This window comes from Luteimicrobium sp. NPDC057192 (genome assembly GCF_042670205.1).
Lineage (GTDB): Bacteria > Actinomycetota > Actinomycetes > Actinomycetales > Cellulomonadaceae > Luteimicrobium.
The window spans coordinates 53,768-76,277 of sequence record NZ_JBHUWD010000017.1 but is presented as its reverse complement, the minus strand read 5'-3'; the positions used below and the strand labels follow the sequence as shown (position 1 = coordinate 76,277).

Sequence of the window (22,510 nt, the reverse complement as noted above, 5' to 3'; positions counted from 1 at the left end):
GCGTAGTAGCGTGCGTGGTGCGACACCGCGCGCGACGACCGGCCACGACGAGAGGGACCGCATGGACACGACCCAGCTCCTCAAGGGGGTGCTCGACGCGGCCGTGCTCGCCGTCGTCGCCGACGCCGACGGGTACGGCTACGACGTCGTCCGGCGCCTGCGGTCGTCAGGCCTCGACGACGTCGCCGACGCGTCCGTCTACGGCACGCTCCGCCGCCTCTACGCGGCGGGCGCGCTCACGAGCTACGTGGTGCCCTCCGACGAGGGCCCGCACCGCAAGTACTACGGCATCAACGCGCAGGGCCGGGCGATGCTCGACGTCCAGCGCAAGGAGTGGGGCTCGTTCGCCCGCACCGTCACGTCCCTCCTCGACCCCACCGAAGGAGCAGCCCGATGAGCACCACGGTCCCCCTGCCCGCGCCCTCGACCGCGTCGGTCGCGCTGCACGCGCTCGTCGCCGACTACGCCCGCGCCGTGCGCGCCGAGCTCGACGACCTGCCGGCCGACACCGTCGACGACCTCACCGACGGCCTCGAGGCCGACCTCCTCGACGCCCTCGCCGACACCCCGGTCGGGTTCTCGCGGCCCGACGGCGGCCCTCGCCCGGGCGCGGACCGTGCCGACACGGTGGTCGCCCCGTCCGCCGGTGGTACGGCCGACTCCGGCGCACCGGGCGCGGGCGCCGCGCCGTCGTCGGACGTGCCGTTCACGGCGACGACCTTGGCCACCCGCTTCGGGACGCCGGCCGCGTACGCGGCGGAGCTGCGCTCGTCGGCCGGGCTCCGGCCCCGCGTCGTCGCGCAGGGGGCGGCGACGCGACGCAGCATGGGCGCGGCGTGGGCGGAGACGCGCGCGGGCTGGGCGCAGCAGTGGCGGGAGCTGAAGGACGCGCCCGGGTGGAAGCCGGTCTTCGAGTTCCTCGAGGTGCTGCGGCCTGCGTGGTGGGTCGGGCGCGCGTGGGTGCTGGTGACGGCACTGCTGTGGACGCAGCGGCCGGTCGCGCTGCTGCCCGAGAACCTGCTCGGCTGGGTGCTGCTGCTCGCGGCCGTCGTGTGCTCGGTGCAGTGGGGGCGCGGCGCGTGGCGGCTCCCGCACCGGTGGGACTGGGTGGGCCGGCTGATGGGGACGACCGCGGTCGTGCTGCTCGTGCCGACCTTCGCGACCGCCTACAGCGAGGGCGGCGCCTCGTCCTCCGACGGCGCGTCGTCCTACGCGCAGGGCGCCCGCGACGCGACCCCGACGGACGGTGTCTTCGTGGACGGCCAGCGGGTGGACGACCTGTTCGTCTACGGCCCCGACGGCACGCTGGTCGACGGTGCGCGCGTCTACGACGGCGCGGGCAGGCCCGTCCTGACGGCGGACCCGTCCGAGCTGGGCTCGCTGCACGACGACGTGGCGCAGCCGTGGCTCGCGGTGCCGTCGTACGACCGGTCGGGCCGGCAGGTCTGGAACGCCTACCCGCTCGAGCGGGCGCAGGTCGCGCTCGACGAGTACGGGAACGCCCAGTACGACGACCAGGGCATGCCGACGGCGGAGCCCGGAGTGGCGCCCACCGCTCCGGTCGCCCCGTTCGACCAGATGTCGCCCCTGGTCTCGCGAGGCACCGCCCCGGATGCCGCGGTGGAGCCGGGGGACAGGACCGCACCGTCCCCGGCGCCGAGCGACACAGCTAGCCCCGCGCCCTCGTCGGGCACGCACCCGACCCCGAAGCCCACGACCCCGACCCCCACGAAGTAGGCGGGATACCGGGGTACCCCGCGAAGTACCCCGGCATCCCGCCTCCTTCGCGGGGCTGTGGTGAGGCACATATCACCAGGTGGTCGCGTGATTTCTCGCTGGACACGTGCGGTAATAGTCTGTTGCCCATGCCTCAGAACGATCTGACCTCGGTCAGCCCTGCCCAGAACGGCAGTCCCGCAGGCACCACGGTGCCGCGCATCCTCGTCATCGGCGGCGGGTCTGTCGGCCTGTACGCCGCACGTCGGCTCCGGAAGCGGCTGGGCAAGAACCAGGCGCAGATCACGGTCGTCGACCCGAACCCGTACCTCACGTACGCGCCCTTCCTCCCCGAGGCGGCGGCCGGCTCGATCGAGTCGCGCTACGTCGTCGCGCCGCTGCGCAAGGCGCTGCCGGGCGTCGACATCGTCGAGGGCAAGGTCACGTCGATCTCGCACGCGGACCGTCGCGTGACGGTCGTGCCGAAGGAGGGCGACGAGTTCGTCCTCACGTACGACGAGGTCGTCGTCGCGTTCGGCTCGGTCGCGCGTCTGCTCCCGATCCCCGGCCTCGCCGAGCAGGGCATCGGCCTCAAGACGGTCGAGGAGGCCATCGCGGTCCGCGACCAGGTCCTCGACAAGATCGACGTCGCGAGCACGGTGACCGACGAGGCGCTGCGCCGGCGTCTGCTCACGTTCACCTTCATCGGTGGCGGCTTCGCGGGCATCGAGGCGATCGCCGAGATCGAGGACATGGCGCGCGCCGCCGTCAAGAAGCACCCGACGCTCACGCAGTCGGACCTGCGCTTCGTGATGATCGAGGGCACGGGCCGCATCCTGCCCGAGCTGTCCGAGCCGATGGCGCTCCACGCCCTCGACCAGCTCAAGGACCGCGGCATCGAGTTCCACCTCAACACGTTCCTCAGCTCGTGCGTCGACGGCCACGTGGTCACGTCGACGGGCGTCGAGTTCGACACCGACACCCTCGTGTGGACCGCGGGCATCAAGTCCAACCCGGTCCTGAACGACTCGGACCTCCCGCTCGACAAGCTGGGCCGCCTGCAGGTCCTCGCCACGCTCCAGGTCGCGCAGGAGGACGGCACGATCGTCCCCGGCGCGTGGGGTGCGGGCGACTGTGCCGCGGTGCCGGACGTGCTGAACCCGGGCAAGTTCTGCCCGCCGAACGCGCAGCACGCGATCCGCGAGGGCGTCCAGCTCGCCGAGAACCTGGTCTCGAGCCTCAAGGGCGAGCCCACCAAGGAGTACTCGCACAAGAACATCGGCACCGTCGCGTCGCTCGGGCTCTACAAGGGCGTCGCGGAGCTGTTCGGGAAGTTCAAGCTCCGCGGGCCGCTCGCGTGGGCGATGCACCGCGGCTACCACGTGCTCGCCATGCCGACGTGGAACCGCAAGCTCCACATCTTCAACGGCTGGGTCGGCCAGGCGGTCTACGGGCGCGAGACCGTCGCGCTCAACGCCGTCCAGGACCCGCGCGCCGCGTTCCGCGCCGCGGCCCCGGCCCCCAAGAAGACGGACGAGCCGCTGAAGCAGGTCGCAACGTCGGCCGCCGCCGACGCGAAGTGATCTCGCGCTTCTGAGCGCTGACGACGGGGACGGGCCTTCCGGGGCCCGTCCCCGTCGTCGTACCCGGGCCGTGCCACGGTCCGGGGCGTGCGTCGTCGTCCCGCGCCCGACGACGTACGCTCGCCGTGCGCGCGAGCGCGCCCCCGTAGCCCAACCGGCAGAGGCAGTCGGCTTAAACCCGACACAGTGTGGGTTCGAATCCCACCGGGGGCACCCGAAGAGTCGACGTGAACCTACCCGCCCTCACCGGGCCGCCGGTCGAAAGCCGGACGTGTCGAAGGCGACCATCGAGTCGACGACCCGGCCGTCCTTCAGCAGCATGCGGTCGGTTCCCTCCCAGGAGATCGGGGTTCCCTGGCTCGTGGCGGAGGCCCGCCAGCTGATGAAGCACAGGTCGTCGACGGTGGCGTGATGGGTGACGTCGAGACGGACGTCGGGGAAGCGCTCGACGATGGAGGCGACCCGCTCCTTCCAGGCGGCGATGCCGGTCAGGGGCTCCGGGACCCCCGGATAGCGCAGCACGATGTCCTCGTCGGCGATCGTGTCGACGCCGTCCGGCGTCGGCGCAGCCCAGAAGGAGGCCCACCGGTCGACAAACTCACTCATCAGACGTTCTCCCGCCTCTTACATACTCGCAGTACGTACTTGGAGTACGTAATGTAGCGAGCGTGGACCAGAGCCGTCAACGGATGTCGTCATGACGACCCCCCGTCGCCAGAGAGACCGCTCCGAGGGCACGACCGCCCGGCTCCTCGAGGCCGCGACGCAGCTGTTCGGGGACGAGGGCTACGCGTCCGTCTCGACGGACGACGTCGCGGCGCGCGCCGGGGTGACCAAGGGCGCCCTGTACCACCACTTCTCCGACAAGGCGGCCCTGTTCCGAGGGGTCTTCGACCGAGCGCAGCGCGACCTCGCCTCGGCAGTGTCGGCCGCGGCTGCGAACGCCACGACCGGCTGGGGTCGGTTGCTCGCAGGTGTCGACGCCTTCGTGGACGAATGTGCACGGCCGTCGGTCGGCCGCATCATCGTCTTCGACGGTCCCGCGGTTCTCGGACGCGACCAGGCAAGACTGATCGAGGACGGTCAGGTCGGCGCCATGCTCACCGCGGCTCTGACGCGCCTCCAGGCCGAGGGGGAGCTGGGTGAAGGCGACGCGGCCGTTCGCTCCAGGCTCATCCTGGGCGCACTGTGCGAGGCGGCCGCCATCATCGCCGGCTCCCCTGACCCGGAGCGCGCGAGGGAGTCGGCGCGACCCGAGGTCGTCGCCATGCTCACGGGGTTCCGCGCGGAGCGATAGCCGTCAGGCTCGGGATCACGCCTTGACGTAACCGCGCGCCTCGACGATCCGGCCGTCGCGGACGCGGATCAGGTTGACGCCGCGGACGCGGTCTTGCGCGCCGGCGCCCCACACGAGGAGCCAGGGCTGGACCACGAGGTCGCCGAGGACCTCCGAGCCTTCCGGCGTGAACGTCAGAGCGCGGTCCGCCGCCAGCGCGGACCACCGTGCCAGGCACGCCGCACCGCCCACGCGCCGCGCGCCGTCGGGGGCGGGTGTGGGCTACCGGAGCGCGTCGCGGCGGCGGCGGAGCGCCGCGGCTTCGGCCGTGTTGCCGGTGAGTCCGAGGGCGCGGTCGTAGGCGGCGCGCGCCTCGGTGTCGCGGCCGAGCCGGCGCAGCAGGTCGGCGCGGGTCGCGTGGAACGCGTGGTAGTCGTCGAGCGGATCCGCGAGAGGATCGACGAGCGCCAGGGCGACCTCGGGTCCGTCCAGCTCGCCGACCGCGATGGCCCGGTTGAGGGTGACGACGGGCGAGGGGTCGAGCCGGGTGAGCTGGTCGTAGAGGGCGACGACCTGGGACCAGTCCGTGTCGCGCACGTCGCGAGCTGACGTGTGCACGGCGCTGATCGCGGCGAGCACCTGGTAGCGCCCCGGGGCGGTTCCGGCCGCGGCCGCGACGAGCCGCTCGCGGACGAGCCGGTGCCCTTCGGAGATGAGCCCCGCGTCCCAGGCGGTGCGGTCCTGCTCGTCGAGCGTGACGAGCACGCGGGCGGCATCGACCCGCGCCGCGTGGCGGGCCTCGGTGAGCAGCATGAGCGCCAGCAGCCCGGTCGCCTCGCCGTCGTCGGGCAGGAGGGCGTGGAGCAGGCGCGCGAGCCGGATCGCCTCGGCGGTGAGGTCCTGGCGGACCGGGTCGGTGCCGGGCCCGCTGGCCAGGTATCCCTCGTTGAAGACGAGGTAGAGCACGGCGAGGACGCCGGTCACCCGGGTCGGGAGGTCGTCCGCGGACGGCATGCGGTACGGGATTCGCGCGGCCCTGATCTTGGCCTTGGCGCGCGTGATGCGCTGCCCGATCGCTGCCTCCTGCGCGAGGAAGCCGTGGGCGATCTCGGGGACCGTGAGGCCCCCGACCAGGCGCAGCGTGAGGGCGACCCGGCTCGGCATCGCGAGCGCCGGGTGGCAGCAGGTGAAGATCAGGCGGAGCCGATCGTCGTCGACGACGCCCGGCGACGCGGGCGGTGCGTCGTCGTGCAGGATGCGAGCCTCCCGGTGCCTCGCGTCACGCTTGCTCTCGTGCCGGAGCCTGTCGACGGCCTTGCGCTGCGCCGTCGTCGTGAGCCACGCGGCGGGGTTGCGGGGGACACCGTCGCCGGGCCACCGGGCGACGGCAGCGGCGAACGCCTCGGCCGCGGCCTCCTCGGCGACGTCGAGGTCGCCGAAGCGTCGCGTCAGCGCGCCGACCAGCCGGGCCCACTCGTCACGGTGCGCCCGGGCGGCGGCCGCGACTGCGTCGTCCGCGGGGGCGGTGTCGTTCACAGGAACGGCCGGACCTCGATCTTCCGGGCGCAGACCTGCGACGCCTCGGTCGCGAGCTCGAGCGCCACGTCGAGGTCGGGGGCCTCCCAGATCCATATGCCCGCGAGGAACTCCTTCGACTCCACGAACGGCCCGTCGGTGAGCAACGGCTGCTCGCCGCGGTTGTCGACGACGGTCGCGGCGTCGGTGTCGGCGAGGCCACCGGCGAACACCCAGTGGCCCGCGGCGATGAGCCGTTCGTTGAACGCGCTGATGAGGGGCTCGCGGTCGTCGCGGCCCGGGTTGACCTTGTCGTCGATCACGGAAACCAGATACTGCATCGGAGTCGTCTCCTCGGGTGTCGAAGCCTTGCTCGGGCGGGTGGGCGGGGGTCAGGCGTGGGCGTAGTGCGGGCGTCCGGCGGGCCGGTAGACCTGGATCGTCACGCCCTTCGAGTCGACCCGCGACCCGACGAGGTCGAGCGCGCGGTCCGGTCCGTTCTCGGGGAACAGCCGGCTGCCCTGGCCCAGGACCACCGGGACCACGAGGAGCGTGAGCTCGTCGACCAGGTCGTGCTCGAGCAGCCACCGGACCAGGACGCCGCTTCCGTGCACCTGCAGCTCGCCGCCGGGCGCGGCCTTCAGCTCGTGGACGGCGTCGGCGAGGTCGCCACGGAGCACGGTGGTCCGCGGCCAGGTCGGGGTCTCGAGCGTCGTCGAGGCGACGTACTTGGGTGCGCGCTCCAGGGCCACGCCGATGGGGTGGGCGCGCATCGCGTCGACCGTGCCCCACGAGCCCGCGAAGAGCTCGTAGGTGCGCCGCCCGAACAGGAAGGCGTCGGCGCGCTCGTAGGTCCGGGTGATGAGGTCGCGGGTCTCGTCGTCCCCCGCCCCGAGCGCCCAGCCGCCCCGCGTGAATCCGTCCCTGCGGTCGTCGGACGTGGCGCCGTTGCCCTGCATCACCCCGTCGAGGGTGACCTGCGTCATGGTGGTCAGCTTCATGGTCGTCGTTTCCTCCGGGTCCGGCCGCCCCGGGCGGGCGGTCTCACCTTCTCGACGACGCCGACCCCACGGATCCGACATCCTCGGCCGGACGAGCTTCCGAGCGGCCGGCCCGAGCCCGGTCAGCGCACGACGACGGCGCGCAGCGTCCGCCTGAGGGCCCGGGCGTCCGCCTCGCTCGCGGGGGAGAGGAACTCCTCCTCCGCGCCGGCGTAGGCGGCGTCGGCCCGCTCGTAGAGCGCCAGCCCGGCCTGGGTGAGCTCGACGACGTTCCGGCGCCGGTCCGTCGGGTCCTGCCGGCGCGTGACGACGCCCTTCGCTTCGAGCCCGTCGAGCAGGGCGACCATGGTGGTGCGGTCGACGCCGAGCAGGCGGGCGACCTCGAGCTGCGACGTCGGCTCGCGACCGACGAGGAGGCGGAGGACGCCGAGCTCCTTGCCGTCGATCCCGAGCGGCTGGAGCGCTGCGTCGGCGAGCCCGTGGAGGCTCGCCGTGGCGTGCTTGAGGAGGTAGACGAGCGAGTCCTCGGGCTCGCGGCGGGCGAACACGTCTCTTGACATGCCGAAAGCGTAGCCTAGGCTGATCGTCAGTAACACTGACAGTCAGTTCTACTACGGAAGGCGTTCCCCATGATCCTCGTGACCGGAGGGGCCGGGTTCATCGGCTCCCACACCGTCCGCGCGCTCCACGAGCTCGGCGAGGAGGTGGTCCTCTTCCAGCGTCGCGCCCCCGAGGTGCCGGAGCCTCTGGCGGACCTGCCCGTGCACGTCGTCCAGGGCGACGTCGCGGACCTCGACCGGTTGCTCGAGGCCGGCGAGCGGTACCCGATCACCAGCATCGTCCACCTAGCCGTCGCGCTGCCGTGGCCCGCCACGGACGACCCCCTCGGCGACACCGGGCGCGCGGTCGACGCGTTCCTCACCGTCGTCCGCGCGGCGCAGGCATGGGGCGTCGAGCGCGTCGTCACGGCGAGCACGATCGGCGTCTACGGCGGGATCCCCGCCGAGGGGGCCCTGACCGAGGACCTGCCCCTGTCGATGCGCAACCTCCACGTCATCCCGACCTTCAAGAAGGTGACCGAGCTGCTCGCCGGCTACCTCGGCGACGCCACCGGGGTCGAGCTCGTGAACGCGCGGATCTCGGGTACCTGGGGGCCGGGCGGGCACCTGCCCGACCCGTTCTTCCCCGCGTCCGTCCTCGCGCGCGCGGCGGCGACGGGCACCGCCCCCGACCTCTCGGGGATCATGGCGCCGCCGCGCGCCGAGGACGCCCTCGACCTCTGCTACGTCAAGGACACGGGTCGCGCGCTCGCGCTGCTCGCCCTCGCGCCCGGGCTGCGCCACCGCACCTACAACGTCGGGTCCGGCCGTCCGACCAGCAACGCCGACGTGCTCGCGGCGCTGGCGAGCGTGGTGCCTGGGTTCCGGTTCGAGCTGCCGTCCGCGGGGCCGCTCCCGGTGAGCTGGCTCGACGTCGCGCGGCTGCGCGAGGACACGGGCTTCGAGCCCGCGTACGACACGGCCGCTGCGGCCGCCGACTACGTGGCGTGGTTCCGCGCCGGGCACGACGCATAGCGCTGCCGGTCTCCGTGCCGGCGGTGCCCGGGACCAAACCCGAGGCTCGCCGTGTTGGAAGGAACGACGCCGCAGCCAGCGACGTCGGAACGAAGGAGAAAGAACGTGTCGAACGACTACAGCAAGTCTCCCGAGACGCTGAGCCGCCTCACCCGGCGTCAGCGCCACGTCACGCAGGACGGCGGCACCGAGCCGGCCTTCCGCAACGAGTACTGGGACAACCACGAGCCGGGGATCTACGTGGACGTGGTGTCGGGGCAGCCCCTCTTCTCGTCCACCGACAAGTACGACAGCGGGACCGGCTGGCCCAGCTTCACGCGGCCGATCGCCGACGACGCGGTGACCACCCGGACGGACTCGTCCTTCTGGATGGTCCGGACCGAGGTGCGCTCCGCGGGGGCCGACAGCCACCTCGGGCACCTGTTCGACGACGGCCCGGTCGCGACGGGCGGCCAGCGGTACTGCATGAACTCGGCCGCGCTGCGGTTCGTCCCCGCGTCCGAGCTGGAGGAGCAGGGCTACGGTCGCTTCCGGACCCTGTTCGAGACCTCCGAGACCACGAGCACGAAGGAGAACGCGTCATGACCAGCGGCATCACCGACACCGGGGAGATCACGCGCGAGCCCGGCACCGAGACAGCGGTGCTGGCGGGCGGCTGCTTCTGGGGCCTGGAGGACCTCATCCGGCGGCAGCCGGGCGTCGTGAAGGTGCGCGTCGGCTACACGGGCGGACAGAACGACCACGCGACCTACCGCAAGCACCCGGGCCACGCGGAGGCGGTCGAGATCGTCTTCGACCCGACCCGGACGACGTACCGCGACCTGCTCGCGTTCTTCTTCCAGGTCCACGACCCGTCGACGCTGGACCGGCAGGGCAACGACATCGGGACGAGCTACCGCTCGGCGATCTTCCCGCTCACGCCCGAGCAGGAGCGGGTCGCGCGTGACACGATCGCCGACGTCGACGCCTCCGGCCTGTGGCCGGGCAAGGCCGTGACGACGATCGAGCCCGCCGGGCCGTTCTGGGAGGCCGAGCCCGAGCACCAGGACTACCTGCTCAAGTACCCGAACGGGTACACGTGCCACTTCGTGCGCCCGGGCTGGGTGCTGCCGAAGCGCGAGCAGGCCTCGGCCTGACGCGGCGGCCGCCGGCCGGCAGGGGCTCGCCCGAGCCCTTCGCCTTCCGGCGGCCGGTCGGTCTTCGCACGGGCGGGCGGTCAGCCCGAGGTTGCCGTCCCGCCGAGGCTCTCGACGAGGCCCGCGACCCGCTTCGCGCGGGTCTCGGGCCTCTTCGCCTGCTCGACGACGCGCACGTGCTGCTTGCGCTGGCTCACCGTGAGCCGGTCGAACGCGGCCCGGGCGGCGGGTGCCGCGTCGAGGGCGTCGGCGACGTCGTCGGGCTCCGTGACCGTCTCCGGCTCGTCGTCGAGCTCGAGGCCGACCGTGACCTCGTCACCCACGGTCACGCCCGCCGCGGAGCGGTTCGCGTTGCTCAGACCGATGAGGTCGCGCCCCCGCAGGATCGCGACGCGCGTGCGCCACGTGTGCCCGCCCAGCGTGACGACGACCCGCGGACGCTTCCCGCCGCCCAGGGACTCGACGACGCCCGGCGGGATCTCGAGGCCGTGCATCGGCTCGGGCGGTTCGACGGTGCTGCGGAACTCCATGCTCGGACGTCCTCTCGTCGGTGCTGCGCTGCTGTCGGTGAGGCTCGGTCGATGTGCGGGGCGGGGGCTCAGCCCAGCGCGGCCGCCGCGACGCGGAGCTGCTCGAGCGCCCCTGTCGCGAGCGCGCCGAAGTCCTGCTCGTCGTCCCCGGCGACCCACGTCGCGTACGCCTCCTTGAACGCGAGCATCCCCAGCTCGGCGACGAGGTCGGCGGTGCGACGGTCGACGCCGCGCGCGCGAAGAGCTTCGGCAGCGGCGGCGGCGAGGCCCACGCGCTTGAGCTGGTCGCGCTGCTGGAGCTCGGCGCTCGCCGCGATGACGGCCTGCAGCTGGGGTCCGAACTCCCGGCTGACGGGCGTCATCGCTCCGGCGGCGCCCCTGAGGCCTTCGGCCATCGCGTCAAGGGCGCCGGCGTCGTCGGGCGCCGACGCGATCCCGTCGGTCAGCAGACGTGACAGGGTCTCCTGCCCGGCCGCGAGGACGTCGCGCTTGTCGGGGAAGTGGCGGAAGAACGTGCTGCGGGTGAGCCCGGCGCGCTCGACGATCTGTGCGACGGTCGTCTCGTCGTACCCCTGCTCGTTGAACAGGTGCAGCGCGGCCACGACGAGGCGTTCACGGGCGTCGGGCTCCCAGCGTGGCATGGCCTCATCCTACGGACGGGACTCCGGTCCCGTCGGTCCGCGGGTGCCGGGCCACCGCGCCAGCGGCGCGCCGCGATGACTTTCCGGGCTGACGGCAGTCAGGTCCTGCATGAGCACCGCACCGAACGACCTCCGCGCGTCCGCGGAGGGCGCTGTCACCGTGACCCCCGTCTTCGTCGCCGACCTGTTCGTGGAGGGCGAGCGGATGCCGGTCTACGTGCACGTCATCGACCATCCGGATGGCCGCGTGCTCGTCGATACCGGGATGACCGAGCTCCATCCGGCCCTGGCCGACATGGATCCGCGCCTCCGGCCGCTCAGCGACCAGGACATCGACCTCGACGGCATCGACCTCGTCGTCAACACGCACCTGCACGGCGACCACTGCGGCGGCAACCGCCTGTTCCCGGGCACGCCGATCTACGTCCAGCGCCGCGAGCTCGACGACGCCCGCACCGTGGACGGCTACACGATCCGCGACTGGCTCGAGGCTCCCGGCGTGCAGTACGTGCCGGTCGACGGCGAGCTGGAGCTCCTGCCTGGGGTACGGCTCGTCCCGGCGCCGGGTCACACCGCGGGCTCTCAGGTGGTCGTCGTCGAGACGGGCGGACGCCCGATCGTCGTCGTGGGGGACACGGCCGTGTGGTTCGGCGAGCTCGACGACCCGCGGACCGAGGGCCAGCGGCTCGTGCGCGCGCTCGACCCGGAGCGGGTCTGGCTCTCGCACACGCACGAGCCCTGGCGGCCGCCCGCGGACTGACACGCGCTGCGACGAGACAAAGGTCTCGTCACTTGGTACGGTGATGAGACACGAGTCCCATCACAAGGAGCAGTTATGCGCGTCTTCGTCACCGGAGCCAGCGGCGGGATCGGTTCCGCGGTCCTCCCCGAGCTTCTGTCGGCCGGGCACGAGGTCGTGGGCCTCGCCCGCTCGGACGCCGCCGCGGAGCGGGTCGCCGCCACCGGGGGCGAAGTCCTCCGCGGCGACCTCACCACGCTCGACACCCTGCGCGCCGCCGCCGACGACGCGGACGGCGTCGTGCACCTGGCGTTCAGCAACGACTTCACGCGGGTCGCCGAGGGGATCGCGGAGGAGCGCGCTGCGGTCGAGGCGCTCGGCTCTGCCCTCGAGGGCACGGGCAAGCCTCTGGTGTTCGCCTCCGGGACGCCGGCGGTCCCCGGGCGCGCGTCCACCGAGGACGACCCGACGCCCGTCGAGGGGCCGATGGCCGAGCGGGCCCGCACCGCGCACCAGGTCCTCGCGCTCCAGGACCGCGGCGTGCGGCCCGTCGCCGTGCGGCTGCCGCGCTCGGTGCACCTGCGCGGCTCGGCGTACGGCTTCGCCGGCATGCTCATCGCCGCCGCGCGGCGCACGGGAGTGTCCGGCTACGTCGGGGACGGCGCCCAGCGGTGGCCCGCCGTGAACCGCTTGGACGCCGCGAGCCTGTTCCGGCTCGCGCTCGAGCAGGGCGGGCCCGGCGCCGTCGCCCACGCGGTCGCGGACGAGGGCGACTCGATGCTGGCCCTCGCCACTGCCATCGGCGGAGCCCTCGACCTGCCGGTGGAGGCCGTGCCCGGCGAGAGCTTCGGCTTCCTCGGGACGATCTTCAGGGTCGACCAGCCGTCGTCGAGCGCGCTGACCCGGGAGCGGTTCGGCTGGGAGCCCACGCACCCGAGCCTGCTGGAGGACCTCACGGCGGGCGACTACCCCGCCTGACCGCCGCGCGTCGTCGGCGGGGCGCGCCTACCGTGACGGCATGGGGCGGGGGCGGCGCGAGGGCGAGGACTGGCGCCCCGACGTCCTCGGCCCGGGCTTCGAGCAGCGGACGCTCCCGCTCGGCGAGGACGACGAGGGTGACGTCGTCGCGACCCTCGTGCGCTACGCCCCCGACCTGTCAGAGCCCGGCGCTCTACGGCCACCGGGTTCTGGCACGCCGGGGCGCGACGCGGACGTGCTGTACGTGCACGGCTGGTCCGACTACTTCTTCCAGGCCGAGCACGCCCGGTTCTGGCACCAGCGCGGCGCCCGGTTCTACGCCCTCGACCTGCACAAGTACGGGCGCAGCCTGCGCCCGGGCCAGACCCCGGGCTTCACGGCCGACCTGCGCCACTACTTCCGGGACGTCGAGGCGGCGCTCGCCGTCATGGGCCACGGCATCCTGCCGGGCGAACGCTCGCGGGAGGACCGGCCGCTGGTCCTCGTCGGGCACTCGACGGGCGGCCTGACCCTCAGCCTGTGGGCGGCGGCGTTCCCCGGCCGCGCCACCGCGCTCGTGCTCAACAGCCCGTGGCTCGAGTTCCAGGCCGGGTCGACCGGGCGCGCCGTCGTCGCGCCGGCCCTCGGGCTCCGCTCGCGCCTCCAGCCGCGGGGCCGGATGGTCGCCGTCGACCTCGGCTTCTACACCCGAGCCGTCTCGCGCCGGTTCGAGGGGGAGTGGGACTACGACCTCGCGTGGCGGCCCGAGCACGGCTTCGCGCTCCACCCGGCCTGGCTCGACGCCGTCTTCCGGGCCCAGGCCGACGTCGCCCGCGGGCTCGGCCTCGACCTGCCGGTGCTCGTCCTGCTCTCGGCGCGCTCGACGCTTCTGCCGGTGTGGTCGGAGGCGATGCGCTCGTCGGACACCGCGCTCGACGTCGGGCACGTCGCCACGCGCGCCGTCCAGCTCGGCTCGCACGTGACGCTCGCGCGGATCGAGGGAGCCCTGCACGACGTCGTCCTGTCGGCTCCCGAGGCACGTGCGCACGCCTACCGCGTCCTCGGGCGGTGGGCGGACGCGTACGCGGGCGGGTGACCGTCAGTCGTCGGCGCGGTGGCGGTACTCGGTGAGCGAGGAGTTCAGGCGGCCCAGGAGCTCGGCGAGCAGCGCCCGGTCGAGCCGGGACCAAGAGCCGAGCACGTCCCCGTACAGGGCGCGGCGCTCCGCCCGGTTCTCCGCGAGGGCGTCGACGCCCGTGTCCGTGGGTTCGACGAGGACGGCTCGACCGTCGTGGGGGTCGCGCGTGCGGCGGACGTGGCCGGCCTTCTCGAGGACCGCGACCTGGCGGGTGACCGTCGACGCGTCGAGCCCGAGCCGTTCGGCGAGCACGTTGACGTTCTCCGCGCCCTCGCTGACGAGGCGGTGCAGGAGCAGGTAGGCGGCGCGGTCCGTGATCCCGGTGCCGGGTCGCTTCGAGCCTCGGCTCACCGACCGGTCCGCCCGCCGCATCAGCTGCGCGACCTCGTACTCGATGCGGGACAGGACCGCCGCTGCCGCGGCGTCGTCCGGCGAGGCGCCTGCGCCCGCGAGGGTGTCGGCGCCGTGGCCGGCGGCATCGTCGATCGTCATAGGTGTATGATACAGGCAATTACCTGGTAGATACAGTTACCCGCAAGGAGTCTCGTCCCCGTGGCGTCCACACGCAACGAACCCCACAAGACAGCGATCTACGCGACCGCGCTCACCGCGTTCTTCGCGATCGCCGGCATCGCGATCGTCGACCCGATCCTGCCCGTCATCGGTGCCGACCTCGGGGCGTCGACCTGGCAGATCGAGCTGCTCTTCACCGCCTACATCGCGCTCATGGCGCTCGGCATGATCCCCGCCGTCATGGCGACCGGACGCTTCGGCTACAAGAAGATCCTCATCACCGGCGTCAGCACCGTCGGCGTGGCCGCGATCCTCGCCGGCTTCAGCCAGAACATCGCCCAGCTCGCCGTGCTCCGCGCGTTCTGGGGTCTCGGCAACGCGATGTTCTTCGCGACCGCGATGGTGCTCCTCGTGTCGCTCGCGCAGGACCGCAACTGGGTCGTCGAGCTCTTCGAGACCTGCGTCGGCCTCGGCTTCGCCGTCGGCCCGCTGCTGGGTGGTCTGCTCGGCGAGATCAAGTGGCGCATCCCGTTCCTCGCGTGCGGGCTCTTCATGATCATCGCGCTCGTCGTCTCCGCGTCGCGCCTCAAGGACCCCGCCGAGAAGCCCGCGCCCCTGCGGCTCGGCTCGATCTTCAGGCTCTACGGCAAGCCCGCGTTCCTCGTGCTCTGCGTCGTCACCGCCGCGTACAACTACGTGTTCTTCGTCGTCCTCGGCTACACGCCGGTCTTCCTCGACCTCGGCGTCATCGCGCTCGGCTTCGTCTTCACCGGCTGGGGCATCGGGCTCGCGTTCGGCATCCTCGTCGTCGGGCACAAGCTCGCCCACAAGATCGGCGCCGTGCAGACGATCTTCGTCGCGATCCTCGGCGTCCTGGTGTCGGTCGTCGTCTTCGCGCTGCACCCCTCCACACCGTGGATGGTCGTCGTCCTCGTGTTCGCCGGCATCTGCATGGGCGTCATGAACGCGAACCTCACCGACATGTCGCTCGCGCTCGGCTCGCCCGACCGTCGCGTCACCACCGGCGCGTTCAACCTCGTCCGCTGGGGCTTCGCCGCCCCCGCGCCCGTCATCGCCGGCCTCATCGCGAAGACGCACGCCGCCGCCCCGTTCTGGGTGGGTGCTGCCGTGCTGGCCGTCGGGATCGTCGTTTTCCTCGCCGCCGGGCACGTCATGGCGCGCGGCATGGGCGAGCGGTTCCTCTGGGCCAGGTGGAACGCCGCCGCCCGCGTCGAGGAGGGCACCCCTGAGGAGATCCTCGGCGAGGTCTGACCCCGGACCAGTTCGTCCGGGGCGTCGACGGGGACGGTCCGGACGGACCGGACCACGCCCAGCAGAAGGGCCCCGCGGCAGCAGCCGCGGGGCCCTTCGTTCGCACACCCTCGCCGAGGGTGACGTCGAAAGCGCCGAGGGCGACGTTTGGAATCGCCGAGGGTGACGCCCCGTTCGCCGACGGTGACAACCGTTCACGGGTGATCGGGCACCGCCCGGGAAGGGGCGTCACCGTCGGTGGGCCGGGCGTCACCGTCGGTGAGCCGGGCGTCACCGTCGGCGAACGGGGCGTCACCGTCGGTGGGCCGGGCGTCACCGTCGGCGAACGGGGCGTCACCGCCGGCGAAGGAAGGGCCCCGCGGCTGCTGCCGCGGGGCCCTTCGTTGCGTGCCGGTGAGGTCAGGCGTCGCGCTTCTTCGCCAGGAAGACGCCGATGCCGAACAGCACGACGCCCCACGCGAAGAGCACGAGGAGCCCCAGCCACGGCGACGGGTCGTTCTGCGGGTCGATCGTGAGGAGCTGCTGGCCGGCCGCCGACGGCAGGTACTGCGCCCAGTCGTTGACCCATTTCACCGGGATGCCCGTGAGGATCGGGTTGATCACGAGGACCAGGCCGATGACGCCGAAGATCGCACCCGCCGAGTTGCGGATCAGGATGCCGAGCGCGAGAGCGAGCAGCGCGATCCCCGCCAGGTAGAGCGGGGTACCTGCGACGACCCGCAGGACGTCCGGGTCGGACAGGTCGAGCGCGATCGGCGAGCCGGACAGGATCGGCGTGATGATCCCCACGGTGATCGCCGTCGCGACCGCCGTGACGACGAGCGCCGAGACCACCACGACGACCGCCTTCGCGACCAGAGCCGGCGTCCGGGTGGGGACCGCGGAGAACGTCGAGCGGATCATCCCGGTCGAGTACTCGCCCGTGATCGTGAGAGCACCGAGGACGGCGAGGACGAGCTGCCCGAAGCCGACACCGGTGACGATCGGGGTCGTCGCTGCCTCCGCACCGGTCACCCCGATGTCGTTGACGTTCGCCCGGAAGATCGCGGCGAACAGGGTCGCCAGCCCGACGAGCACGATGATCGTGACGGCGAGCGTCCAGACCGTGGAGCGCACCGTGCGGAACTTGATGAACTCGGCCCGCAGGACACGGGCGAAGGTCAGGTGGTACTTCGACGCGGGGACGGCGCCGTCGACGGCGCCCTGGGGAAGAGCGGTGGCGGCGCTCATCGCGCGGCTCCTTCCGTGCTGGTCGGGGCGGGGGCGGCGGCACCGTCCGGGGCGCCGGTCGCGTGGTACTCGACCGACTCGGCAGTGAGCTCCATGTACGCCTGCTCGAGGGTCGACGTGACGGGGGTGAGCTCGTGCAGGACGATGCCGTTCGCGGCGGCAGCCTCGCCGATGCTCTTCGCGTCGGTGCCGGTCACGCTGAGGAGGCCGGGCTCGGTGCTCGTGACGGCGACGCCGTCGCCGGTCACGACCTCGGCGAGCTGGGCGGCCTGCGGCGAGCGGACCTTGACGGACTTCTGCGAGGACCCGTCGACGAACTCCTGCACCGACGCGTCGGCGAGGATCTTCCCGCGCCCGATGACGAGCACGCGGTCGGCGGTCTGCGCGACCTCCGACATGAGGTGGCTGGACAGGAAGACCGTCCGGCCCTCCGAGGCGAGGAACTTCGCGAGGTTGCGGACCCAGAGCACGCCCTCGGGGTCGAGGCCGTTGACGGGCTCGTCGAGGATGAGCGTCTTCGGGTCGCCGAGCAGCGCGACGGCGATGCCGAGGCGCTGGCCCATGCCGAGCGAGAACCCGCCCACGCGCTTCTTCGCGACGGACTGGAGCCCGGTCATCTCGATGACCTCGCCGACGCGCGAGGCCGGGATGCCGTGCGTCGCGGCGAGCGCGCGGAGGTGGTTGTAGGCGGTCCGGCCCGTGTGCACGGCCTTGGCCTCGAGCAGCGCGCCCACCTCGGTGAGCGGCGAGCGGTGCTGGGCGTACGGCTTGCCGTTGACGATCACGCTGCCGGCGGTCGGGCGGTCGAGCCCCATGATCATGCGCATGGTGGTCGACTTCCCGGCGCCGTTCGGGCCGAGGAAGCCCGTCACGGTTCCCGGTCGGACGGTGAACGAGATGCCGTCCACGGCGGTCTTCGGCCCGTACCTCTTGGTCAGGCCATGAGCTTCGATCATGGGTGTCCTGTCTGTGTCGTTCGTGTGGGTGGGCGCTCCGGGGCCCGGGACCGAGCCTAGACAGTCCGGGCCGCGTTGGGACGGGCCATTTGTCATGTCCAGGGTCCGATCGGGGAAGTCCCTGGTCTTGTTCTCGGGCCGTCCCCGTGTCTGTCACGACGTCACCGTGTCCGAATAGGATGGCGGGGACCGCTCCGGACAGCATCCGGAACGACCCAGGAGGACACGTGGCCAACCCGTACTTCGACAAGAACCCCGCCTTCAACGCGCGCGGAGGGGCGGTGCCGTCCGTGCCGGGCGGGACCACGACCGCGCCGGGCACCGTGGACGCCGCCACGCTCGAGGCGATGTACCAGTCGCCCGCGGCGACGCCCGCCCAGACCGGCCGGATGACCTACGACGACGTCATCGTGCGGACGGGCTCGCTGCTCGCCGTGCTCGTGGCCGTGGGCGCCGTGACGTACGCGATCACGCCGCAGGCGCCGTGGGTGTGGGTCGTCGGCATGCTCGTCGGTCTCGGCCTGGGTCTCGCCAACGCCTTCAAGCGGGTCCCGAGCCCTGCCCTGATCCTCGCCTACGGGGTCGCCCAGGGCGCGTTCCTCGGCGGCATCAGCCGCATGTACGAGGACTTCTACGACGGCGTCGTCCTGCAGGCCGTGCTCGCGACCGTCGCGACGTTCGCGGCGACGCTCATCCTGTTCCGGTCGGGCAAGGTCCGCGTGACGCCCAAGTTCACGCGCTGGCTGCTCGTCGCGATGGGCGGCTACCTGATCTTCTCGCTGGTCAACCTCGTGCTCGTCTGGACGGGCGTCCTCGGGGGCTGGGGCATGCGCGGTGGCCCGCTCGGCGTGGTCATCGGGATCGCCGCGGTCGCCCTGGCCGCTGCGTCACTGCTCGTCGACTTCGACTCCATCAAGCGTGGCGTCGAGCGCGGTGTCCCCGCGCAGTTCGCGTGGGCGGCCGCGTTCGGCCTCGTCGTGACCCTCGTCTGGCTGTACGTCGAGTTCCTGCGCCTGCTGTCGATCCTGCGCAACTGACGGTTCCGAACCCGACCCGGGGCCGCGCCGCCAGAACGGCGCGTCCCGCAGCCGGCCCCGGTCCACGGTCACTCAGCCAGACCGAGGTCCGGGGCCGTCATGTCTCCGGTGCGCGGCACGCCGTCGGCGAGCCCGTACCGCAGCATCACCGCGCCCTTCGGGCCGGCCGCGGGCGGCTCGAGGAGCGTGAGGTTGGTCGGCACGGCGCCGCCGTCGAACACCTTCTTCCCGACGCCGAGGACGATCGGGTGCACCAGGAGGTCGACGCGGTCGTACAGGCGCTCGCGGAGCAGGGTCTGCACGAGGTCGAGGCTCCCGACGACGTGCACGTGCTCGTGGCGGTCGCGGATCTCCCGGACGGCCGCGGGCAGGTCCGGACCGAGGAGCACCGAGCCCTCCCAGGACAGGTCGGGCGTGCCGCGCGACGCGACGTACTTGGGGATGCTGTTGAACAGGGCCCCGAAGCCTCCGCCCTCCTCCTCGCCGACGTGGGGCCAGTACGCCGCGAAGATGTCGTAGGTCCGGCGCCCCAGCAGCAGCGCGTCGGTGCCGTCGTAGGCCTCCGCGATCTGCGTGCCGGACCACTCGTCGATGAGCGGTGCCTGCCAGCCGCCGAACGGGAACCCCTCGGGGTCCTCCTCGGGGCCACCCGGCGCCTGAGCGACGAGGTCGAGGGTCGTGAACAGCTCGACGTGGATCAGTCCCATGATGTCCTCCCGGTGACGTGCACGATGTCGTCACCAGAGAGACCCGGCGGTCCGCCCGGACTCATCGGCCCGGCGCCCGGCCCGGCTCAGGCGCCGCTCGGGGCGGCACCGAACGTCGTCGCCGTACCGTCCGCCCGCACGACGACGCCCACCTCGCCCGGCCGTCCGGCGAGCCACGGCAGGGCGTCGTCGCCGAGCACGAACGCGGTCGTCGCGTCGATGTCGGCCCAGGTCAGGTCGGGTCCGACGACGGTCACGGACGCGAGCGCCGTCGGGACCCGTCCGGTGCGCGGGTCCACGACGTGCGCGCCCCGGTGCGCGAGGCCGGACGTCGCGACGGCCCCGTCCCGGACGGGCACGACCGCGACCACGCGCGCCGGGTCGTGAGGGTCCTCGACGCCGATCCGCCAGCCCGGCGAGCCGTCGGCGCGCGTCCGGCACGCGAGGTCGCCGCCCGCGGACAGGCAGACGTCCGTGCCGTCGAGGTCGTCGAAGGCCCGCAGCGCGCGCTCGACCGCCCAGCCCTTGACGACGCCGCTCGGGTCGAGGACGACGGTGCCGTCAGGTCCGGGGCGGCGCACGTCGAACGCACCGCCCGAGCCGAGCCGGGCCAGCTCGCCGAGGGAGAGGACCTCGCGGACCTCGGGCGGGCAGTCGTCCACGGTCACCTCGCCCCGTCCCAGCCGGCTGATCCACGAGTCGGGCCGGTAGGTGCTGAAGACGGCGTCGACGTGGCGCAGCTCGGCGAGCGCGGCCTCCCAGGCGGCGTCGGCGCGCGGACCGGTCGCGTGGCGCCCGCGCAGCGCGAGGCTGACGGGCATCCCCATGACGTGCTCGACGCGACGGGCGGTGGGCGGCGCGGCCGGCGCGGCCGGCGCGGGCAGCGTGGACACGTCAGATCCCCGCCTTGTCGAGCGCGCTCTGCAGCGAGCTCACGTAGCCCTGGCTCGTGACCGTCGCGCCCGAGACCATGTCGATGTTCGCGCTCTGCGCGGACAGCGCCTCCTGGCGCAGGATCGGCAGCGCGTACGAGTTGATCTGCTGGTCGCGGCCGTTGCCGTTCGGCTGCTGGAGGACCGTCACCTCGGTGACGTTCCCGCCTGCGACCGTCACCGACACCTGGACCGGGCCCCACTGGGTCTGGGCCGTGTCGCCGTCGACCGTCTTCGACGCCGAGCTCGACGACCCGGACGAGCCCGACGAGCCGCTCCCCGAGCCGGACGAGTCCGAGCCCGAGGAGTCGGACGATCCGGAACCCGACGAGTCCGACCCCGCCGCGCCGGAGGAACCCGAGGAGCCGGACGACCCCGAGCCCGCGGTCCCGGCCTGCGCGACGACGGACGACTCGCTCCCCAGCGGCACGCGGCTGCTGGTGGACGTGTGGTAGCTGAGCAGCAGCACGAGGACGGTGAGCGTGGACAGGCTCCACAGGACGATGCGCTTCATGGGGTCACCACTCAAAGGTCTCGAGGTGGAGCCGCTCGGCGGGGAGGCCGGCGTCGGCGAGGGTGCGGGTCACGAAGGCGGTCCACCCGGGCGGCCCGCAGACGTACACGTCGCGCTCGGCGACGTCGGGCACCCAGTAGCGGAGGGCGGTGACGTCGTCGGCGGGCCCGACGCCGTCGCCGAGCCACGAGCCCGGTGCCCGGCGTCGCCCGGGGAGCCGAAGGACGACGAGCCCGCGGCGGGCGTGGAGCTCCTGCAGCTCGGCGGTGAACAGCGGCTCGTCGGTGTACCGCTCGAGGTAGACGGCCTCGCCGGGCGCGTAGTCCAGCCCCTCGGCCAGGGCGCGGAGCGGCGTCACGCCGACCCCGGCCCCGAGGAACGCGACCTTGCGCCGCGACCGCGCGCGGTGGCTCAGGCGCCCGTACGGCCCCTCGACGAGCACGCGGGTCCCGGGGGCGAGCGTGCTGACGGCGGCGCTCCCGTCGCCCGAGGCGGCGACGGTGATCCGCAGCCCTGCGCCGTCGGGCGCGGCGGACAGCGAGTACGGGTTGCCGCGCGTCCAGCCCTTGCCCGCGAGGAAGCGGAAGGTGAAGAACTGGCCGGCGTCGGCGCGGAGCAGGTCGAGGCGCTCGCCGCCCAGGTGCACCGACCACGTGCCGGCTCCCTCGGGGACGACGGCCGTGACGTGCAGCCGGGTCCGCAGGTTGAGCAGGACGGGCCGTCCGACGCGCCACACGAGGACAGCACCGATCGCGACGCCCCAGGCGGTCCACCAGAACACGGTCCGCGCGGTCGAGGCGGTGAGGTCCTGGCCCGTCCAGAGCTGGTGGGGGAGCGCGAGCGCGACCCCCAGGTAGGCGTACAGGTGGAGCAGGTGCCACGACTCGTAGCGCAGCCGGCGTCGCGCGGCGCGCAGGCTCGTGACGACGACCATGACGAGGCACGCGAGCCCCGCGACGGCGAGGAGCATGCCGGGCTCGTGGATCGTGAGGTCCCACAGCTCTGCCGGCCAGCGCAGCGCCGACCCGCCCGCGTACCCCCAGACGACGATCAGGACGTGCGCGGCCATGAGGTCGAACGACGTGAGCCCGAGCAGCCGGTGGACCCGTGCGAGCCGGTCCTGGCCGTAGGCGCGCTCGAGGACCGGCAGCCGGGCCATCGCGACGACCTGAGCGAGCAGCAGCACGGACGCGGCGAGCCCGGACAGGCGTCCGACCGACGTCAGCCCGCTCACCCAGCCGCCGAGGTCCTGGACGCCGCCGCCCGCGACCCACCACGACGTCACGAGGAGCAGCGCGAGCCAGAGCAGCGCGCCCGCGACGAGCCGGACGGCGGCGTCGGCGCGGGCGGCGCGCCCGAGGACCGGGGGCCGGGCGGACTGCCCGGGGACGCGCGCCGCGCCCTCGGGCTGCGGCGCACGGGCGACGGTGCTGGTCATGGGTCCTCCTGCGGGTGCGAGGACTCCACTGTGGGGCGCGCACCTCGGAGCCCGGTCCGCCCCGGCTATGAGTCGGCTGGGACCCCGGTCAGGCCGGTGGCAGGT

At 73.1% G+C, this 22,510-nt stretch carries 27 protein-coding genes and 1 tRNA gene; 13 read left to right on the top strand and 15 right to left on the bottom strand.

Translation table 11 applies throughout. The features are described 5' to 3' along the window. The first annotated feature begins 61 nt into the window (after window positions 1-61). The 4 genes from ACFT5B_RS10050 (at window position 62) to ACFT5B_RS10035 (ending at window position 3,512) form a co-directional block, all read left to right on the top strand. The gene (locus ACFT5B_RS10050) at window positions 62-397 is read left to right on the top strand and encodes a PadR family transcriptional regulator (protein ID WP_036946963.1); all 336 of its coding nucleotides are present in this window, start codon (window positions 62-64) and stop codon (window positions 395-397) included. Further along, window positions 394-1,737: a hypothetical protein gene (locus tag ACFT5B_RS10045; protein WP_386797861.1), complete on the top strand. Its 1,344-nt coding sequence runs from the start codon at window positions 394-396 to the stop codon at window positions 1,735-1,737. Before ACFT5B_RS10050 ends, ACFT5B_RS10045 begins: the two co-directional genes overlap by 4 nt. A gap of 128 nt (window positions 1,738-1,865) precedes the next feature. Then, a complete protein-coding gene (locus ACFT5B_RS10040) occupies window positions 1,866-3,299 on the top strand; it encodes an NAD(P)/FAD-dependent oxidoreductase (protein WP_386797860.1) in 1,434 nt (477 codons plus the stop codon). A gap of 139 nt (window positions 3,300-3,438) precedes the next feature. Then, window positions 3,439-3,512 (top strand) — tRNA-Leu (locus ACFT5B_RS10035). A gap of 30 nt (window positions 3,513-3,542) precedes the next feature. Here ACFT5B_RS10035 and ACFT5B_RS10030 read toward each other — a convergent pair. Continuing rightward, window positions 3,543-3,905, bottom strand: a complete 363-nt coding sequence (locus ACFT5B_RS10030) for a nuclear transport factor 2 family protein (RefSeq protein ID WP_386797859.1) — start codon at window positions 3,903-3,905, stop codon at window positions 3,543-3,545. Between the two features lie 91 nt (window positions 3,906-3,996). On the opposite strand from ACFT5B_RS10030, the gene ACFT5B_RS10025 reads away from it, so the two are divergent. Continuing rightward, entirely contained in the window at window positions 3,997-4,596 is a 600-nt protein-coding gene (locus ACFT5B_RS10025) for a TetR/AcrR family transcriptional regulator (RefSeq protein WP_386797858.1), read from the top strand. A gap of 15 nt (window positions 4,597-4,611) precedes the next feature. On the opposite strand, the gene ACFT5B_RS10020 is transcribed toward ACFT5B_RS10025, so the two are convergent. From ACFT5B_RS10020 to ACFT5B_RS10000, 5 genes are all read right to left on the bottom strand, one after another. Then, the gene (locus ACFT5B_RS10020) at window positions 4,612-4,827 is read right to left on the bottom strand and encodes a nuclear transport factor 2 family protein (RefSeq protein WP_386797857.1); all 216 of its coding nucleotides are present in this window, start codon (window positions 4,825-4,827) and stop codon (window positions 4,612-4,614) included. Window positions 4,828-4,857: 30 nt separating this feature from the next. Next, window positions 4,858-6,111, bottom strand: a complete 1,254-nt coding sequence (locus tag ACFT5B_RS10015; RefSeq protein WP_386797856.1) for an RNA polymerase sigma factor — start codon at window positions 6,109-6,111, stop codon at window positions 4,858-4,860. After that, window positions 6,108-6,431 carry a YciI family protein gene (locus ACFT5B_RS10010; protein WP_386797855.1) on the bottom strand — a complete coding sequence of 108 codons (324 nt, stop codon included), beginning with the start codon at window positions 6,429-6,431 and terminating at the stop codon, window positions 6,108-6,110. The genes ACFT5B_RS10015 and ACFT5B_RS10010 overlap by 4 nt, the downstream gene beginning before the upstream one ends. Before the next feature lie 51 nt (window positions 6,432-6,482). Next, complete coding sequence (locus ACFT5B_RS10005; RefSeq protein ID WP_386797854.1) at window positions 6,483-7,091, bottom strand: dihydrofolate reductase family protein; 609 nt, start codon at window positions 7,089-7,091, stop codon at window positions 6,483-6,485. A gap of 122 nt (window positions 7,092-7,213) precedes the next feature. Next, on the bottom strand, window positions 7,214-7,651 hold the full coding sequence (locus ACFT5B_RS10000) for a MarR family winged helix-turn-helix transcriptional regulator (protein WP_386797853.1): 438 nt from the start codon (window positions 7,649-7,651) through the stop codon (window positions 7,214-7,216). Between the two features lie 69 nt (window positions 7,652-7,720). Between ACFT5B_RS10000 and ACFT5B_RS09995 the strand changes: the two genes are divergently transcribed. From ACFT5B_RS09995 to msrA, 3 genes are all read left to right on the top strand, one after another. Then, window positions 7,721-8,665: an NAD-dependent epimerase/dehydratase family protein gene (locus tag ACFT5B_RS09995; RefSeq protein WP_386797852.1), complete on the top strand. Its 945-nt coding sequence runs from the start codon at window positions 7,721-7,723 to the stop codon at window positions 8,663-8,665. A gap of 105 nt (window positions 8,666-8,770) precedes the next feature. Continuing rightward, a complete protein-coding gene (gene msrB, locus ACFT5B_RS09990; protein ID WP_386797851.1) occupies window positions 8,771-9,250 on the top strand; it encodes a peptide-methionine (R)-S-oxide reductase MsrB in 480 nt (159 codons plus the stop codon). Then, a complete protein-coding gene (msrA, locus tag ACFT5B_RS09985; RefSeq protein ID WP_386797850.1) occupies window positions 9,247-9,801 on the top strand; it encodes a peptide-methionine (S)-S-oxide reductase MsrA in 555 nt (184 codons plus the stop codon). The genes msrB and msrA overlap by 4 nt, the downstream gene beginning before the upstream one ends. An 80-nt stretch (window positions 9,802-9,881) precedes the next feature. On the opposite strand, the gene ACFT5B_RS09980 is transcribed toward msrA, so the two are convergent. Both ACFT5B_RS09980 and ACFT5B_RS09975 read right to left on the bottom strand, forming a co-directional pair. Next, the gene (locus ACFT5B_RS09980) at window positions 9,882-10,331 is read right to left on the bottom strand and encodes a YdeI/OmpD-associated family protein (RefSeq protein WP_386797849.1); all 450 of its coding nucleotides are present in this window, start codon (window positions 10,329-10,331) and stop codon (window positions 9,882-9,884) included. 68 nt (window positions 10,332-10,399) lie between these two features. Then, window positions 10,400-10,972, bottom strand: a complete 573-nt coding sequence (locus ACFT5B_RS09975) for a TetR/AcrR family transcriptional regulator (protein WP_386797848.1) — start codon at window positions 10,970-10,972, stop codon at window positions 10,400-10,402. 109 nt (window positions 10,973-11,081) lie between these two features. Between ACFT5B_RS09975 and ACFT5B_RS09970 the strand changes: the two genes are divergently transcribed. From ACFT5B_RS09970 to ACFT5B_RS09960, 3 genes are all read left to right on the top strand, one after another. Next, complete coding sequence (locus ACFT5B_RS09970; RefSeq protein WP_386797847.1) at window positions 11,082-11,732, top strand: MBL fold metallo-hydrolase; 651 nt, start codon at window positions 11,082-11,084, stop codon at window positions 11,730-11,732. 75 nt (window positions 11,733-11,807) lie between these two features. Then, window positions 11,808-12,689, top strand: a complete 882-nt coding sequence (locus ACFT5B_RS09965) for an SDR family oxidoreductase (RefSeq protein ID WP_386797846.1) — start codon at window positions 11,808-11,810, stop codon at window positions 12,687-12,689. 40 nt (window positions 12,690-12,729) lie between these two features. Further along, window positions 12,730-13,764, top strand: a complete 1,035-nt coding sequence (locus ACFT5B_RS09960) for an alpha/beta hydrolase (RefSeq protein ID WP_386797845.1) — start codon at window positions 12,730-12,732, stop codon at window positions 13,762-13,764. A gap of 3 nt (window positions 13,765-13,767) precedes the next feature. Here ACFT5B_RS09960 and ACFT5B_RS09955 read toward each other — a convergent pair whose 3' ends face one another. Further along, the gene (locus ACFT5B_RS09955; protein ID WP_386797844.1) at window positions 13,768-14,298 is read right to left on the bottom strand and encodes a MarR family winged helix-turn-helix transcriptional regulator; all 531 of its coding nucleotides are present in this window, start codon (window positions 14,296-14,298) and stop codon (window positions 13,768-13,770) included. 60 nt (window positions 14,299-14,358) lie between these two features. On the opposite strand from ACFT5B_RS09955, the gene ACFT5B_RS09950 reads away from it, so the two are divergent. After that, window positions 14,359-15,591, top strand: coding sequence for an MFS transporter (locus ACFT5B_RS09950; RefSeq protein WP_386797843.1), 1,233 nt, complete (start codon window positions 14,359-14,361; stop codon window positions 15,589-15,591). A gap of 399 nt (window positions 15,592-15,990) precedes the next feature. Here the strand turns inward: ACFT5B_RS09950 and ACFT5B_RS09945 are convergent, their stop codons facing one another. Together ACFT5B_RS09945 and ACFT5B_RS09940 are read right to left on the bottom strand one after the other, a co-directional pair. Next, window positions 15,991-16,821 carry an ABC transporter permease gene (locus tag ACFT5B_RS09945; RefSeq protein WP_386797842.1) on the bottom strand — a complete coding sequence of 277 codons (831 nt, stop codon included), beginning with the start codon at window positions 16,819-16,821 and terminating at the stop codon, window positions 15,991-15,993. Next, window positions 16,818-17,777: an ABC transporter ATP-binding protein gene (locus tag ACFT5B_RS09940; protein WP_386797841.1), complete on the bottom strand. Its 960-nt coding sequence runs from the start codon at window positions 17,775-17,777 to the stop codon at window positions 16,818-16,820. The genes ACFT5B_RS09945 and ACFT5B_RS09940 overlap by 4 nt, the downstream gene beginning before the upstream one ends. A gap of 227 nt (window positions 17,778-18,004) precedes the next feature. On the opposite strand from ACFT5B_RS09940, the gene ACFT5B_RS09935 reads away from it, so the two are divergent. Further along, window positions 18,005-18,814, top strand: a complete 810-nt coding sequence (locus ACFT5B_RS09935; protein WP_386797840.1) for a Bax inhibitor-1/YccA family protein — start codon at window positions 18,005-18,007, stop codon at window positions 18,812-18,814. A gap of 68 nt (window positions 18,815-18,882) precedes the next feature. Here ACFT5B_RS09935 and ACFT5B_RS09930 read toward each other — a convergent pair whose 3' ends face one another. From ACFT5B_RS09930 to ACFT5B_RS09915, 4 genes are all read right to left on the bottom strand, one after another. Further along, window positions 18,883-19,521 (bottom strand): dihydrofolate reductase family protein, encoded by a 639-nt coding sequence (locus tag ACFT5B_RS09930; RefSeq protein WP_386797839.1) that lies wholly within the window; start codon window positions 19,519-19,521, stop codon window positions 18,883-18,885. Between the two features lie 86 nt (window positions 19,522-19,607). Continuing rightward, complete coding sequence (locus ACFT5B_RS09925) at window positions 19,608-20,414, bottom strand: FAD:protein FMN transferase (RefSeq protein ID WP_386797838.1); 807 nt, start codon at window positions 20,412-20,414, stop codon at window positions 19,608-19,610. 1 nt (window position 20,415) lies between these two features. Further along, on the bottom strand, window positions 20,416-20,967 hold the full coding sequence (locus ACFT5B_RS09920; protein WP_386797837.1) for an FMN-binding protein: 552 nt from the start codon (window positions 20,965-20,967) through the stop codon (window positions 20,416-20,418). A 4-nt stretch (window positions 20,968-20,971) separates the two neighbouring features. Continuing rightward, the gene (locus ACFT5B_RS09915) at window positions 20,972-22,405 is read right to left on the bottom strand and encodes a ferric reductase-like transmembrane domain-containing protein (RefSeq protein WP_386797836.1); all 1,434 of its coding nucleotides are present in this window, start codon (window positions 22,403-22,405) and stop codon (window positions 20,972-20,974) included. Window positions 22,406-22,510 lie beyond the last annotated feature (105 nt).

What these genes read in the sequence shown, in the direction of transcription:
- ACFT5B_RS10050 (WP_036946963.1), top strand. Translation starts at nt 62, where the DNA reads ATGGACACGACCCAGCTCCTCAAGGGGGTGCTCGACGCGGCCGTGCTC.
- ACFT5B_RS10045 (WP_386797861.1), top strand. Translation starts at nt 394, where the DNA reads ATGAGCACCACGGTCCCCCTGCCCGCGCCCTCGACCGCGTCGGTCGCG.
- ACFT5B_RS10040 (WP_386797860.1), top strand. Translation starts at nt 1,866, where the DNA reads ATGCCTCAGAACGATCTGACCTCGGTCAGCCCTGCCCAGAACGGCAGT.
- ACFT5B_RS10030 (WP_386797859.1), bottom strand. Translation starts at nt 3,905, where the DNA reads ATGAGTGAGTTTGTCGACCGGTGGGCCTCCTTCTGGGCTGCGCCGACG.
- ACFT5B_RS10025 (WP_386797858.1), top strand. Translation starts at nt 3,997, where the DNA reads ATGACGACCCCCCGTCGCCAGAGAGACCGCTCCGAGGGCACGACCGCC.
- ACFT5B_RS10010 (WP_386797855.1), bottom strand. Translation starts at nt 6,431, where the DNA reads ATGCAGTATCTGGTTTCCGTGATCGACGACAAGGTCAACCCGGGCCGC.
- ACFT5B_RS10005 (WP_386797854.1), bottom strand. Translation starts at nt 7,091, where the DNA reads ATGAAGCTGACCACCATGACGCAGGTCACCCTCGACGGGGTGATGCAG.
- ACFT5B_RS10000 (WP_386797853.1), bottom strand. Translation starts at nt 7,651, where the DNA reads ATGTCAAGAGACGTGTTCGCCCGCCGCGAGCCCGAGGACTCGCTCGTC.
- ACFT5B_RS09995 (WP_386797852.1), top strand. Translation starts at nt 7,721, where the DNA reads ATGATCCTCGTGACCGGAGGGGCCGGGTTCATCGGCTCCCACACCGTC.
- msrA (WP_386797850.1), top strand. Translation starts at nt 9,247, where the DNA reads ATGACCAGCGGCATCACCGACACCGGGGAGATCACGCGCGAGCCCGGC.
- ACFT5B_RS09980 (WP_386797849.1), bottom strand. Translation starts at nt 10,331, where the DNA reads ATGGAGTTCCGCAGCACCGTCGAACCGCCCGAGCCGATGCACGGCCTC.
- ACFT5B_RS09975 (WP_386797848.1), bottom strand. Translation starts at nt 10,972, where the DNA reads ATGCCACGCTGGGAGCCCGACGCCCGTGAACGCCTCGTCGTGGCCGCG.
- ACFT5B_RS09970 (WP_386797847.1), top strand. Translation starts at nt 11,082, where the DNA reads ATGAGCACCGCACCGAACGACCTCCGCGCGTCCGCGGAGGGCGCTGTC.
- ACFT5B_RS09965 (WP_386797846.1), top strand. Translation starts at nt 11,808, where the DNA reads ATGCGCGTCTTCGTCACCGGAGCCAGCGGCGGGATCGGTTCCGCGGTC.
- ACFT5B_RS09960 (WP_386797845.1), top strand. Translation starts at nt 12,730, where the DNA reads ATGGGGCGGGGGCGGCGCGAGGGCGAGGACTGGCGCCCCGACGTCCTC.
- ACFT5B_RS09955 (WP_386797844.1), bottom strand. Translation starts at nt 14,298, where the DNA reads ATGACGATCGACGATGCCGCCGGCCACGGCGCCGACACCCTCGCGGGC.
- ACFT5B_RS09945 (WP_386797842.1), bottom strand. Translation starts at nt 16,821, where the DNA reads ATGAGCGCCGCCACCGCTCTTCCCCAGGGCGCCGTCGACGGCGCCGTC.
- ACFT5B_RS09940 (WP_386797841.1), bottom strand. Translation starts at nt 17,777, where the DNA reads ATGATCGAAGCTCATGGCCTGACCAAGAGGTACGGGCCGAAGACCGCC.
- ACFT5B_RS09930 (WP_386797839.1), bottom strand. Translation starts at nt 19,521, where the DNA reads ATGGGACTGATCCACGTCGAGCTGTTCACGACCCTCGACCTCGTCGCT.
- ACFT5B_RS09920 (WP_386797837.1), bottom strand. Translation starts at nt 20,967, where the DNA reads ATGAAGCGCATCGTCCTGTGGAGCCTGTCCACGCTCACCGTCCTCGTG.
- ACFT5B_RS09915 (WP_386797836.1), bottom strand. Translation starts at nt 22,405, where the DNA reads ATGACCAGCACCGTCGCCCGTGCGCCGCAGCCCGAGGGCGCGGCGCGC.